This is a genomic window from Mucilaginibacter inviolabilis (genome assembly GCF_011089895.1).
Lineage (GTDB): Bacteria > Bacteroidota > Bacteroidia > Sphingobacteriales > Sphingobacteriaceae > Mucilaginibacter > Mucilaginibacter inviolabilis.
Window position 1 is genome coordinate 440,699 of the sequence record NZ_JAANAT010000002.1, and the last position, 13,319, is coordinate 454,017.

General features: G+C 41.4%; 11 protein-coding genes. 6 read left to right on the plus strand and 5 right to left on the minus strand.

Features of this window, described 5'->3' with window-relative positions; all coding sequences use genetic code 11:
• Positions 1-71 precede the first annotated feature (71 nt).
• Both G7092_RS18105 and G7092_RS18110 read left to right on the plus strand, forming a co-directional pair.
• The gene (locus tag G7092_RS18105) at positions 72-977 is read left to right on the plus strand and encodes an alpha/beta hydrolase (protein ID WP_166091263.1); all 906 of its coding nucleotides are present in this window, start codon (positions 72-74) and stop codon (positions 975-977) included.
• Positions 978-998: 21 nt separating this feature from the next.
• On the plus strand, positions 999-1,319 hold the full coding sequence (locus G7092_RS18110; protein WP_166091265.1) for an EF-Tu C-terminal domain-related protein: 321 nt from the start codon (positions 999-1,001) through the stop codon (positions 1,317-1,319).
• Between the two features lie 60 nt (positions 1,320-1,379).
• On the opposite strand, the gene G7092_RS18115 is transcribed toward G7092_RS18110, so the two are convergent.
• Both G7092_RS18115 and G7092_RS18120 read right to left on the minus strand, forming a co-directional pair.
• Positions 1,380-1,934 (minus strand): GNAT family N-acetyltransferase, encoded by a 555-nt coding sequence (locus tag G7092_RS18115; protein WP_235953907.1) that lies wholly within the window; start codon positions 1,932-1,934, stop codon positions 1,380-1,382.
• A 21-nt stretch (positions 1,935-1,955) separates the two neighbouring features.
• The gene (locus G7092_RS18120; RefSeq protein ID WP_202985350.1) at positions 1,956-2,813 is read right to left on the minus strand and encodes a transglutaminase-like domain-containing protein; all 858 of its coding nucleotides are present in this window, start codon (positions 2,811-2,813) and stop codon (positions 1,956-1,958) included.
• A gap of 45 nt (positions 2,814-2,858) precedes the next feature.
• Between G7092_RS18120 and G7092_RS18125 the strand changes: the two genes are divergently transcribed.
• Positions 2,859-3,647 carry an O-methyltransferase gene (locus G7092_RS18125; RefSeq protein WP_166091268.1) on the plus strand — a complete coding sequence of 263 codons (789 nt, stop codon included), beginning with the start codon at positions 2,859-2,861 and terminating at the stop codon, positions 3,645-3,647.
• Positions 3,648-3,758: 111 nt separating this feature from the next.
• Here G7092_RS18125 and G7092_RS18130 read toward each other — a convergent pair whose 3' ends face one another.
• The 3 genes from G7092_RS18130 to G7092_RS18140 form a co-directional block, all read right to left on the minus strand.
• Complete coding sequence (locus tag G7092_RS18130) at positions 3,759-4,892, minus strand: BamA/TamA family outer membrane protein (RefSeq protein ID WP_166091269.1); 1,134 nt, start codon at positions 4,890-4,892, stop codon at positions 3,759-3,761.
• Positions 4,893-5,192: 300 nt separating this feature from the next.
• Entirely contained in the window at positions 5,193-6,620 is a 1,428-nt protein-coding gene (locus G7092_RS18135) for a hypothetical protein (RefSeq protein WP_166091270.1), read from the minus strand.
• Between the two features lie 54 nt (positions 6,621-6,674).
• Positions 6,675-7,499: a porin family protein gene (locus G7092_RS18140; RefSeq protein ID WP_166091272.1), complete on the minus strand. Its 825-nt coding sequence runs from the start codon at positions 7,497-7,499 to the stop codon at positions 6,675-6,677.
• Between the two features lie 177 nt (positions 7,500-7,676).
• On the opposite strand from G7092_RS18140, the gene G7092_RS18145 reads away from it, so the two are divergent.
• From G7092_RS18145 to G7092_RS18155, 3 genes are all read left to right on the plus strand, one after another.
• Positions 7,677-8,657, plus strand: a complete 981-nt coding sequence (locus G7092_RS18145) for a deoxyhypusine synthase family protein (RefSeq protein WP_166091273.1) — start codon at positions 7,677-7,679, stop codon at positions 8,655-8,657.
• A 254-nt stretch (positions 8,658-8,911) separates the two neighbouring features.
• Positions 8,912-10,195 carry a c-type cytochrome gene (locus G7092_RS18150; RefSeq protein ID WP_166091274.1) on the plus strand — a complete coding sequence of 428 codons (1,284 nt, stop codon included), beginning with the start codon at positions 8,912-8,914 and terminating at the stop codon, positions 10,193-10,195.
• Positions 10,196-10,233: 38 nt separating this feature from the next.
• Complete coding sequence (locus G7092_RS18155; RefSeq protein ID WP_166091275.1) at positions 10,234-13,296, plus strand: TAT-variant-translocated molybdopterin oxidoreductase; 3,063 nt, start codon at positions 10,234-10,236, stop codon at positions 13,294-13,296.
• The last annotated feature ends 23 nt before the right edge of the window (positions 13,297-13,319 follow it).

Consider the following 13,319-nt stretch of genomic DNA (forward strand, 5'->3'; position numbering starts at 1 on the left):
CTGCATCATGTAGCGCCGTTTTTTGTTTTAAACAGAAATTGTAACTTGCTAACCCATTTACAAGCCTTTTTATGAAAATTTTTTTATCAGCCTTTATTTTGATGATAACAACAGCAGCGGCGTATAGCCAGGAGTACCCAATTCTGTTATATACCAAAGGCGTACCCAATTCAAAACCTACACCTGCTGCCTATATTGAAAAAACTGACCAGCGATTTTGGATAGATCACGTTAGTCAGCCAACGCTTACTCCTTATTTTTTACCGAAAGATAAGGCTAATGGAGCAGCCATCATCGTCATTCCTGGTGGTGGTTATTCTGGTTTGGCTTCGGCACATGAAGGTAAGGCTATTGCTGAGGAGTTTAATAAAATTGGTGTCACCGCCTTTGTTTTAAAATACCGCTTGCCCAGCGATGAGATTATGCAGAATAAATCCATAGGTCCGTTACAGGATGCGCAAACTGCTATTATGACGGTACGTAAGCGGGCTGCTGAATGGGGCATCGATCCAAACCGGATAGGTATCATTGGTTTTTCGGCGGGTGGTCACCTGGCTTCCACAGCCGGCACTCATTTTGATAAACCGGTCATTGAAAATAACGGTATCAGCGTTCGCCCGGATTTTATGATGCTGATTTACCCGGTGATCACTTTTGGAGAGCAGGCCCATGTAGGCTCGCGCGAAAACCTGATCGGTAAAACACCATCCGCGGCACAGGTTGACCTTTATTCCAACGAGAAACAAATTACTGCCAATACTCCACCAACGTTTTTGGTACATGCTGAGGATGATAAAACGGTACCCGTACAAAATAGCCTGCTATTTTATGATGCCCTGCTAAAAAATGGCGTAAAGGCCGAAATGCACCTGTTTCAGGAAGGTGGTCACGGTTTTGGCTTAAACAATTCGAAAAACAAAGGTAAATGGTTTGATTGGGCCACGAACTGGTTGGATGAGAATGGGTTTTTGAAATAGAGGTAGAATCACCTAAAGTCTATGAGTTGTTCTGCCGATTTTATTGCTGAACTAAAATATCTCACGACAGAAGAAGGTGGAAGAGCGACACCTGCTCGTTCTGGCTACAGACCTCAACTTAAGTTTGGGTTTGCAGAAATGCAAACATCTGGTCGGCAAATATTTATAGGGAGAGACATGGTATATCCGGGTGAAAAGGTTATTGCAGAAATTACAATTATAGCTGTACCTTTTTTTGCCGGGAAATTATATTCAGGTCTTCAGTTTGAGTTTAGAGAGGGGGCAAGGATTATAGGAACGGGAACTATAACAAATATTTTAAATAAGGATTTGGAAAGGTAGCTTATTACAGTTAGTTACTATGCCAGACAGATTTACGAAGTTTTCAAAACTGCGTAAATCTTAACTTTCTGCCACATACAAAAAAACATACTCCAACCCATCTACATCATCCATAGCCTCGCCAACTTTGGTAAAGCCCATGTTGTTGACCAATTGGAGTGAGGGACTGTTTTTTGGCGATACCGAAGCAATAAATTTGTTAACACCAAATTCTGTATGCGCCCATGTCATCAGGGCTGTTATGGCTTCGGTAGCGTAACGGAGCCTTTGGTAACCCTTAAATATCCAATAGCCCAATTCAACGGCATCCCGCACGTAAGCATGCAGGTATTCCGGATCCGGGCGACTATGAAAGCGTATCATTCCGATCATCACCTGCTCCTCTGGTAATATCACCGCGCGTGCCGACCATGGAAAGTAATCCGGATCGGTGTTTAATTCCCGCATGCCATGCTCAAAGCCGCTAGTATGCTCAAGCAGTTCTTCGGGGATAGAAGCCCCTAACATGCGTCCGGCATTTCTTAAATTACCAGCCAAACAGGCTTCGATGGCCTCATTGCTCATGAGGCGAAGTATTAATCGCGGCGTAATGATATCATCCAGTGGTGTATGCATCAATGGGGTAGGGGATAGCGGTTATTCTATTATCGCCAACAATTCATTCATTTCATCAACTTTTTCAGTCGAGCCCAGATTCTCATAGGCGCTGATCAGGTTGCGGATTACACGGCGAATGATATCGGTATTGGAGCAGGGTTCATAAAATTGCTTATCTGCTTTCAAATTCAGCTGCTTCAGGAACATATCCACATCGCGGCGGCCAAATATGAAGCCTTTATTAAAGGCATTGATATAAAACAGTATACCGCTTTCAAACTCGCTTTGCTGGCTTTCGTCCAGATAAGCTAAAATAAAATGCTGCGGTAGGTTTACTCCATATACGGGTATATCCAGTTTTTGTGCCACTATCGAATAAATGATAGCCAGCGATATCTGGTTGCCTTTTTTACTCTCCAGTACCTGGCTCAGATAACTATTCTGCGGATCAAGGTGATTGGAGGTGTTGCCGCTGAACCCATATATATTATAAAATACATGGTTAATCAGTTTGATCTGCTCTTTGGGGCTGGCCTCATGCATCATCTGTATCCAGATATCGCGTTTAATGCCTTCTATCTGGTTAATGATCTTTTGTTCATCCAAATCGGGGTATTGATAACGGTTAATGATAAGAATGCCTTGCAATAGATCAAACGCTCCGCTCTGGTGCCAGAGTTTCAGATCGTTTTTTAGGGTGATGAACTGAATTTCATGAACCAGGTTGGCTATCCGCTCTTGCTGTACGGCGTCAAAAGCTTGTTCAAATGCGCTTTCCAGAAAAGCGATGGCTTCCGTACCATATGCCAACAACTTATCATGCACATGTTCAAATATCTCACTATCAGGATCGTCAAGTAAGCGAATCAGGGAATTTACTTCAGTTGGATTAATCATACGCCGTAATGCTAAAATACTAAACCTTTATTTATTTTTACAGCGATGTTAAATTTTAGGTTTGTTAAGGATTACCTGTGGCACCGCATCCGGGCAAAAAACAGGCACGGCTTACACTCTCCGTTTGTTTATCAGCTGGTTGATTCAGTTATTTACGATCACTCCGCCCAAAAAACATACCACGAGATCGAAAATATCCGCGAAAAATTACTTGTTGACAATCGTGTGATTACTGTGACCGATCTTGGAGCCGGCTCACATTTGAATAATAACCGCCAAAAGCGGGTAGGCGACATTGCCGCGAATGCTTTAAAGCAACCCAAGCTGGCCCAGTTGCTTTACCGGTTGGCTGCCCGTTTTAAACCACGCAATATCATTGAGTTGGGTACCTGTCTGGGTGTCACCACACTTTACCTGCAAGAGGGCGCGCCTAATGCCCATATTTATACCATGGAAGGTTGCCCGCAAACAGCTGGGATTGCCCAGGAAACATTTGCACAGGCTGGTTTTAGGGAGATTGAACTGATCACAGGTAATTTTGACGACAACCTGCCAGGTGTTATCCGCAAGCTCGACCAGCTTGACTTTGTGTTTGTAGATGGTAACCATCAAAAAGATGCCACTTTGAAGTATTTTGAATGGTGCCTGCCAAAAGTGCATGAAGGCACCTTGCTGATATTTGATGATATTTACTGGAGCGAGGGCATGAAAGAAGCCTGGGAGCAGATCAAAGCACATCCCCAAGTTACCGTAACAGTCGATTTGTTTTGGATAGGCCTGGTATTTTTCAAATCAGGCAGAGCCGAGAAGGAGCATTTTAAGATTAGATATTGATTGGAGTAAGGATTTTTGGAACAAGGAACAAGGATTTTTCTTTCCTGTCCTCCGTATCTAATTCTTATGATCTGGTCCTTGTTCTTTACTCCAAAAATCTTTGCTCAAAAACTAAAACGACTGCCCCAGGCCCACATAAAAGCCACTTTGGCGGGCTTCGCCGGCAACTTTTTGGCCTATACCATAATCTGCACGTATGCTCAGGCCCTTTTCTATATCGAAGAAGTAACGGAGACCGCCTCCGTAATTTGGTTTTAGCTCGCTAAAGCTAAAATCTTTGTTAAATACCTCACCTGTTCCTACAAAGCCTACTACCCCAATCCGCTCAGTGAGGCGGTAGCGCAGCTCAGTTTGGCCAACAGTAAGATTGCGGTCGCGGTAACGGCCGTTGTAATAGCCTCGCATAATTTCGTCATTACCCAGAGTCGGCATCATAAAAAATGGTGATTGACCGCCTATCAGACTCTGGTCCTGTATATCAATACCTAATACCAGTTTTTTACTTAGCGAGAAGAACTGGCTATACTCAATATTGAAAAAGCCTCCTTTATAATCAAAATCGGATAAACCTTTGGTTAATTGCAGCGAAGTAGTAATAATTGCACCATGGGTAGTATAGGTGTTATTGTTACGGCTGTCAAAAATAAGGCTTGGCCCTACATAAATACTGGTACCACCTTTTCTGAACTGTACGCGCGGATCCGTATAAAAAATACTGTTGGGCTGTCCGTCGCTAAAACTGTAATGATCGCCACCGGCAACTAAACCTACATAAAAGTTGTCTGCTACCTTTCTTTCTGCGGCAAAACTTAGTTTAAGTCTTTTCTGGCCAATACGGTCGGTATTGGCTTTGAGGGTGTTATTGCCAATGCCATAAAAATCAAACGGAAAATTGATATAACCGATGCCTCCAGTAAAATGATATTTGTTTTGTGGGGTCCAGTAACTGGTGCTCAGACTGAGCCTGTTTTGTCCCTTGGTAGTTAGGGTAGCATATGCAAAAATGTTGGATACCCGGGTATTCTTGCTTGCGGTATCGGTATAAAAAGAATATAGGCCAGCGCCGCCAGCTTCAACCCCGGTTTCGGGAGCGGAACTTAATACCGGTAAAATAACAAAGCTGCTTTTTTTAGTGGTGTCTTTATCAAAATACATTTTCCTGATAAACTTGGGCAGGAGATGTGTTTGAGAGAATGCTGACTGGCAACCAAGCACCAGTATGATGAGAGTGAGAAATTTCTTCATGTAACGTAGATGGTACGAAGATAGCAAAAAGCGAAAGAATAGTTCATGTTTTATCCGGATAGCTTGAGCCAAATCCACTTTCTGCATCGGTAGGGCAGCAGTATCTAAATTTAGAATGCTGATTAAAGGCAATAACAGGACTTTTGCTTTGGAGAAACTTTTCCTGCAAAAATAGAAAGGAGACCTTAACCGTGTAAGACACTTTTTAATAAATTTAGATGTATTATGGTAATCCATATATTAAAAAAAGAGCCCCTAATTAACAAACTAGGGGCTCTTTTTTATATTTAATTACTGCGGTTAAAATACTTGTTTTACCCGGCTATCGCCTGTGCCGTAATAAAAGTTGATTACTTTTTTATCCCCCTTATTCAAACTCAGGAAAGTAGAGGATGTTGTGAAATTACTTACTGTATTTAAGTTGGCGGAAAAGTTTAAAGAATATAGGTTTGAATAGGTATCATATGGCAATGCCTTTAGTATAACTCCTTTAGCATTGGGTACTAATACACCATTATCTGTTTTTAGATTTACATAACTATATTGACCTTGTGAAGAGTAAAAGCCAACTAACTTACCATTTGCGTCGGCAGAGGCTGATAGTTTTGGAGCCGACTCTATAATATTTCCGACTACATCAACCATTTGGACATCAATTTTAGTGTTTGGTGTATAGGTATATGCATTCCAATCTACACTGGCGCCATTATAGTAATTGTTATTTACAGCAAGTTGCTCTACCTGATATTTGCTGCCGATAGCTGATACAAGTACCTGGTTATACGGGTAATATCCATTATTGCCAGGAATGTATAATACTTTACCTCTTGTATCTGCTGCTACTTTGAAGTAATAATAAATATTAACATTAGGAACCGGTGCATTAAACTGGTTAACATTAAAATAGGTTTTTACAGTTGTTTGTCTTGGCAAACTAGCCGGAAATGTGCGAATCTGGTCATCCTCGGTAGCATTCACGTAAAGTTTCTGATCGGCTGTAATTTGTTGGAAAGACAGGCTATAGCCGTTTGGCGCAGCAGGTAGCTTTATATCGTAAGTACCTGTTGCATCAGTAAAAGTTGGAAAGTAAACCGTGTAAGTGCCAGATGGGCTAGCAGGTATACTTGCCGAAGCCGTAACCAAAACGTTAGCGCCTACTTTTTCTGGAGTAAGGTTGGTTAAATCTGTTTCAATATACAGACTTCCTGTAATCTCGTTTGTAAGATCTGTTGTATTCCAAAGTTTTACAGGTCCAGATGTTATATTCTGCTGTAATATCTGTGATGCGGCATAGCCGGTTTTTGATATCAGAAAAGCAGATGTAGGGTAAAGGTTTACTGCGCTAAACGTTGCTATACCTTGTGCATTGGTTTTTGTAGTAATTACTTTCCCGTTTGATGATACTGCAACATCTGCATCAGCTATCGGGCTATTTGATACAACATCAACTACGGTAACACTGTAGTCTTTGGTATTTGCGGCTATAGCCTTCTGCTGAGCCAGGCTGTCATTTAATTTAAGCTGATTAAGCATTGCCGTGTTAATCAGATCTTGCAAAGCCGTAGCGCCTTTCTGTTTAAGTGTTTCCAAATCAAGCTCATGCTGATATTGTAACTGGAGTAAGTCTTTTTGTGCAGCAATAGCATCACTTTCATTAAAGCTGTTTTTAGAGCATCCTGCAAAAAGCGTAACAAATACTATAAAAAGTAAAGTAAGTTTTGAATTCATTGTGGGTTTTATTTTATCGATTTAAGTTTTAAGCGAACCTGTAGATAGGGTATTCTACTTGAGAGGCATTACTATACCAATTCTTGATACAAAAGAATTAGTCCGGATGTTACTGCCAAAGCCTATTTTTTCCATATATGAATAGTTTGCTCTGGCTGTGGTTAATCCTGTTAAATATCTAAAGTCAAGCAGTAATTTAAACCTTGACGTTAATGGTAGTTTTACATTAGTACCCGTAATAAGATTGTATCGGGTATTATTAAATATGTTGGAGACGGTCTGTTTATTACTAACAGTGGCTATAATGTCTTCTCCCGGAAGTAAATTTCCTGTTTTTTGATAGTTTTCGGTCACATTAAAAGTGTACGCGTAACTAGCGCCAATATAAAATGATGGTTTCCAGGATGGTTTGATATTAATGGTATAATTAACCAAAAGCGGAACCTCAATACTATTTAATGTATAAGAACTGTTTTTTACATTTTTAGTAGAGAAGCTTTCAGGCAAACCAAGTCTGGTGTCATCTTTAAAGGTAATCATTTGGCCTCCCTGTTGCAGGTAATTGGCCTCCAATTGCAGGCTTAGTTGTTTATATAGGTGATAATTTAAAGAGACACCAGCATTATAGCCCGTATTGAAGCCTGTTTGTGGTTGTTCTTTGGTAAATCTGTTTAAATTAAAGCCGCCTGATACACCAATCTCATACCTGGTTTTAAGGGTATCGATGATTTTATATTTATAGACATCTTTTTTTTCATTGCGATTTTGCGCTGCTGAAACATGGGTTAAAAAAGATAAAGCTATAATAGTTAAAAAATAAACAGCAGTAGTATTGATATACCGAATGGGTATAGTGCGGTACTTTACGAAGGAGTGCATTAAAACGTGTAATAAGGTTGATTTTAAAAATTGGGCGAAGGTAATACATAATTTGAATTGTTGATAAATTGAATCGAATTATTTTGATTCGACAGATTCAAACTCTGAAATATGCACATCTAATAATCTGCACATTATAAAAATGTCTACTTTTGTGCCGAATTTTATTGATATACTATGAGCATCACAAGAGGACCTATTTCGCAGTTTATTGAAAAAAACTATCTGCATTTTAACGCGGCAGCATTAATGGATGCAGCAAAGGGATATGAAACACACCTTGCCGAAGGCGGCAAAATGATGGTTACCCTTGCCGGTGCCATGAGTACCGCCGAGCTGGGTATTTCGCTGGCCGAAATGATCCGTCAGGATAAAATCGCCATTATTTCCTGCACCGGTGCCAACCTGGAAGAGGATATCATGAACCTGGTAGCGCACTCACATTACAAAAGGGTGCCAAACTACCGCGATTTGAGTCCGCAGGAAGAGTGGGATCTGCTCGAAAACCATTATAACCGTGTTACCGATACTTGTATCCCGGAGGAAGAAGCATTCCGTCGTTTGCAAAAACATATCCACAAAATATGGAAAGATGCAGATAATAGCGGTGAGCGATATTTTCCGCATGAGTACATGTACAAAATATTATTAAGCGGCGAATTGGAGCAATACTATGAAATTGATCCTAAAAACTCCTGGATGCTGGCCGCTGCCGAAAAAAACCTGCCAATTGTTGTTCCTGGATGGGAAGACAGTACTATGGGTAACATTTTCGCCTCCTATGTAATCAAAGGCGAGATCAAAGCATCAACCATGAAGAGCGGTATTGAGTACATGGCCTGGCTTGCCGACTGGTATACCAAAAACTCATCGGGCAAAGGAATAGGATTTTTCCAGATAGGTGGTGGTATTGCCGGCGACTTCCCGATATGTGTAGTGCCTATGCTTTACCAGGATATGGAGATGCATGATGTTCCGTTCTGGAGCTACTTCTGCCAGATATCAGATTCAACTACCTCGTATGGCTCTTACTCGGGCGCCGTGCCAAACGAAAAAATAACCTGGGGCAAACTGGATATACATACCCCCAAGTTTATTGTTGAAAGCGATGCAACCATTGTTGCACCATTGATATTTGCCTGGATATTAAAACAATAATTTAAATTTCAAATAAGCCGGCAATGTGGTTTGGCATTTAAAAAACTGCATTGTTGGCCAAAAAGCCTCCCTACGTTGTTTAAATGGCTTTTTGTAATTATTTAGAACGATTATAAATTATAGGTTACTGTCATTTATGTGTCAGCGATACTGTAATAAATTTTACTTTTGTGCCTGAAATAATGAGATGGAGCGTACATCTTTTACAGCGGTTTCAAACATTAATATAAAATTATTTAGCATAAATACACTTTATGAGAAATTTCTCATTGATTTTTAAACAATTCTCAAGGTCGGTTCTTCTAATTGCCGGGTTTGCTTTTTGGGGTTTTTCAAATGCTTATGCTCAGGCCGACGCGGCTAAAGGCGAAGCCATCTTTAAATCCAAATGTACTGCCTGTCATAAGATCGATCAGCAATTAATTGGCCCGGCGTTGGGTCCGCAGCTTACTGAAGAAACGGACGACAAGTATCTGATTAAATGGATCCAGAACAATCAGGCTTTGATCACTGCCAAAAATCCTAAGGCTTTAGCTATCTATAACAAGTTTAACCAGGCAGGTATGACGGTATTTACCGAGCTTTCTGACGCTGATGTAACTAACGTTATAGACTACGTGCGTACTGAATGGAAAACCATGCAGTCTGCTCCTAAGCCAGGTGCCGGTGATGGTAAAACTGCCGCTGCTGAAACCGGTCCAAGCAGTATGGTTATCTGGGGCTTGGTAGCTGTTATCATTATTGCATTTATTGTAATATTGGTATTAAACAGGGTTGTAGCTACTTTAGAGCGCCTATTATTAAAAGGTAAAGGTGTTGTAATTGATGAAGAAGCTGAGCCAACTGCCGAAGAAGTAGCCGAGGCTAAGAAAAAAGATCTGATCAAAAGGATCCTGAAAAATAAGAAGCTGGTATTCTTTATTATCCTTTGCGGTACGCTTGCTATGGGCAGCTGGGGATGGGTTACCTTATGGAATACTAACGTACACACAGGTTACCAGCCGGTACAGCCTATCAAATACTCACATGAGTTACACGCTGGTACCATGAAAATTGATTGTCAGTATTGCCACTCAGGCGCTTATAAATCAAAGAACGCTTCTATTCCTTCACTAAACGTTTGTATGAACTGCCACAAGGTTGTTAAAACCGAGTCGCCGGAGATACATAAAATATACGATGCTTTGGGTTATGATCCAAAAACTCAAAAGTATGACAGCACTGCAGCTAAACCTATCCAATGGATACGTGTTCACAACCTGCCGGATCTGGCTTACTTTAACCACTCTCAGCACGTAAAAGTTGGCGGCATCAAATGCCAAACCTGTCACGGTCCGGTTCAGACTATGAAAGAGGTTTATCAGTATTCACCATTAACTATGAAATGGTGTATCCAGTGCCACAAACGTACCGAAGTTAACGGTAAAGGAAACGCTTACTACGATAGCATACTTGCTGCTCACGATAAGATCAAGAAGGGCGAGAAAGTTACAGCCGCAGTGTTAGGCGGTATCGAGTGCGGCAAGTGCCACTATTAATAAATAAGAATTTTAGCATTACAGTTTATATAACTTAAATGGACAGCAATAAAAAATACTGGAAAGGTTTAGAAGAACTAAACAGAACACCAGAATTTGTTGAGAAAAATAAAAACGAATTTGCCGAGCCTATTCCAATTGAGGAAATACTCAGCGGAAATGGTTTATCTGCTAAAACCCCACGTCGCGACTTTTTAAAGGCGCTTGGGTTTGGTGTAGGCGCGGTTACCCTGGCAGCTTGTCAGCGTGTACCTGTGCATAAATCAATTCCTTACCTTATAAAACCTGAAGAGGTTACACCTGGTGTAGCTAACTACTACTCTTCAAGTTACGAAGGACAGGCCATTTTGGTTAAAACACGTGAAGGTCGCCCTATTAAAGTAGAAGGTAACCCAAATGATATTTTTTCAAAAGGCGGCTTAAGCGCGCAGGCCCAGGCATCAGTTCTGGATCTGTATGACGTAAACCGTTTAAAAGATCCAAGACTAAATGGCTCTGAAGCCGGCTGGTCTGAGATTGATGCTTTTGTGATTAAAGAATTGGCCGCTATTAAAGCTGCTGGTAAAAATATCCGTTTGGTTACATCAAGCATCAATAGCCCTTCTACTTTAGCTGTCATTGCCGACTTTATCAAGCAATACCCAACCGCTAAACATGTTACTTATGATGCCGTATCTTATACCGGTATTATACAAGCTAACCAAAACAGCTTCGGTAAAGCCGTAATTCCACATTATAACTTTGATAAGGCTGATGTTATTGTAAGCTTCGGTGCAGATTTCCTGGGAACCTGGATCTCTGGCGAAGAGTTTACCCGTCAATACGTATCAAACCGTAACAACAAATCGCTGGAAAGCAAAAAGATGTCACGTCACATCCAGTTTGAAAGCGGAATGAGCCTTACCGGTACCAATGCTGATAACCGTTTAGCGATTAAACCTTCAGAAGAAGGCATCGCTATCATCAACTTATACAATGCTATTGCCGGTACTACGTTACCGGGCTCTAAAAAACTAAGCAGCAAAGCAGCAGAAAACGCTATCACTATTGCCGCTAAAGAATTGGTTGCAGCTAAAGGAAAAGCTTTAGTAGTAGCAGGTTCAAATGATGTAGCTACTCAGGTTTTAGTAAATGCCATCAACTCATTATTGGGCAGCTATGGTACTACTATCGATCTGGACAACCCATCAAAACAATACACTGGCAACGATGCGGAGTTTGTTGAGTTTGTGAATGAATTAGGTCGTGGTGAAGTTGCAGGTGTGTTATTCCTGAATGTTAACCCAGCTTACGATTACTTCAAAGCAAAAGAATTTAAAGACGCGCTGGCTAAAGCACGCCTGAGAGTATCTTTCGCAGATCATGATGATGAAACAGCTTTAGTATCCAATGTAATAGCGCCAAATCACCATTACCTGGAGTCATGGGGCGATGCTAACGCAGCTGAAGGTTACTATACAGTTATACAGCCAACTATCAACCCGGTATATAACACCCGTCAGGCTGAGCACAGCTTACTGGTATGGGCACAAAACCCGGTAAAAGATTACTATACCTTTGTTCGTAACACCTGGAACGAAAGCCTGCTTGCTAAAGGCGGTTTATCTGGCCAAAAAGGCTGGGAAACCCTGCTGCAGACCGGTATGATCAAAGCTACACCAAACACTGCAGGTACTTACACCTTTAACCGTGATCTGAACGCTGTAGCACAAACCATTCTTACCCACAGCAGCTCAATTGCAGCTGGTGACGGCAAGTTTGAATTACAAGTTTATCAATCACCTGCAATAGGCGATGGTAAACGTGCTAACAATCCATGGTTACAGGAATTGCCAGATCCGGTTTCGAAAGTTACCTGGGATAACTTTGTGGCTGTTTCTGTTGCCGATATCAAGAAATTGAAACTGAGCGAAGGTGACGTGATCAAAGTAACTGCTAATGGTTACACAGTTGAGTTACCAGTACTGGCACAGCCGGGTCAGGCACAAGGCACTATATCAATAGCAGTTGGTTATGGTCGTACAAATGCCGGTCCGGTGGGAGATAACGTAGGTAAAAACGCGTTCCCTTTTTACAGCTTCCGTAACGGAACTTTCCAGACTACAGCTGTTGTTACCGAATTTACACCAACAGGTATTAAATCGCCGCTTGCGCAAACACAAACGCACCACTCTTACGAGGGACGTAGTGTTATTCGCGAAGCTAAATTTACCGAATATAAAAAGAATCCGGCTGTACACAGCGGTAATGAAAAAGGCCATAAGAACTACGACGAGGAAAGCTTATGGGATGTACCAAGCCACGATCGTCCGGTTTATGACTGGGTTATGGCTATCGACTTAAACGCTTGTACCGGTTGCGGTGCCTGCGTGGTAGCTTGTAACGCAGAAAATAACATTCCTGTAGTTGGTAAAGACGAGGTACGCCGCCGTCGCGAAATGCACTGGATCCGTATCGATCGTTACTATAGCTACGAAGAAAAAGGCGAAAGCATTACCGAAGAATACGAGATTGATAAATTAAAGGATGATGCTTTTGACAACGTAACTGTTGTGCATCAGCCGATGCTTTGCCAGCACTGTGACCACGCACCTTGCGAAACAGTTTGCCCGGTATTAGCAACCGTACACTCATCAGAAGGTTTAAACCAGATGGCTTACAACCGTTGTGTAGGTACCCGTTATTGCGCAAATAACTGCCCATACAAAGTGCGCCGCTTTAACTGGTTTAACTACTGGAACGATTCACGTTTTGATAACTACCTGAACAATGAGCATACTCAACTGGTGTTAAATCCGGATGTAGTTACCCGTTTCCGCGGTGTAATGGAAAAATGCTCTATGTGCGTACAACGTATACAAGCTGGTAAATTGAAAGCCAAAATTGAAAAACGTCCGCTTAAAGATGGCGAAATCAAAATGGCTTGTCAGCAAACATGTTCTGCAAACGCTATTGTTTTTGGTAACAGAAACGATCCTAATTCAGAAGTTTCAAAAGCACTGAAGAGCGAAAGAACTTACTACGTGCTGGAAGAATTAAACGTACAGCCAGGTATCGGTTACCAGGTAAAAGTTAGAAACGCAGTTGAATTAGAGGCTTAAAATTTTTATATACAGAGATTAAA

Coding starts and splice junctions, on each gene's coding strand:
- G7092_RS18130 (WP_166091269.1), bottom strand. CDS start 4,892: ATGAAGAAATTTCTCACTCTCATCATACTGGTGCTTGGTTGCCAGTCA.
- G7092_RS18105 (WP_166091263.1), top strand. CDS start 72: ATGAAAATTTTTTTATCAGCCTTTATTTTGATGATAACAACAGCAGCG.
- G7092_RS18145 (WP_166091273.1), top strand. CDS start 7,677: ATGAGCATCACAAGAGGACCTATTTCGCAGTTTATTGAAAAAAACTAT.
- G7092_RS18120 (WP_202985350.1), bottom strand. CDS start 2,813: ATGATTAATCCAACTGAAGTAAATTCCCTGATTCGCTTACTTGACGAT.
- G7092_RS18155 (WP_166091275.1), top strand. CDS start 10,234: ATGGACAGCAATAAAAAATACTGGAAAGGTTTAGAAGAACTAAACAGA.
- G7092_RS18125 (WP_166091268.1), top strand. CDS start 2,859: ATGTTAAATTTTAGGTTTGTTAAGGATTACCTGTGGCACCGCATCCGG.
- G7092_RS18135 (WP_166091270.1), bottom strand. CDS start 6,620: ATGAATTCAAAACTTACTTTACTTTTTATAGTATTTGTTACGCTTTTT.
- G7092_RS18150 (WP_166091274.1), top strand. CDS start 8,912: ATGAGAAATTTCTCATTGATTTTTAAACAATTCTCAAGGTCGGTTCTT.
- G7092_RS18110 (WP_166091265.1), top strand. CDS start 999: ATGAGTTGTTCTGCCGATTTTATTGCTGAACTAAAATATCTCACGACA.
- G7092_RS18115 (WP_235953907.1), bottom strand. CDS start 1,934: ATGCATACACCACTGGATGATATCATTACGCCGCGATTAATACTTCGC.
- G7092_RS18140 (WP_166091272.1), bottom strand. CDS start 7,499: ATGCACTCCTTCGTAAAGTACCGCACTATACCCATTCGGTATATCAAT.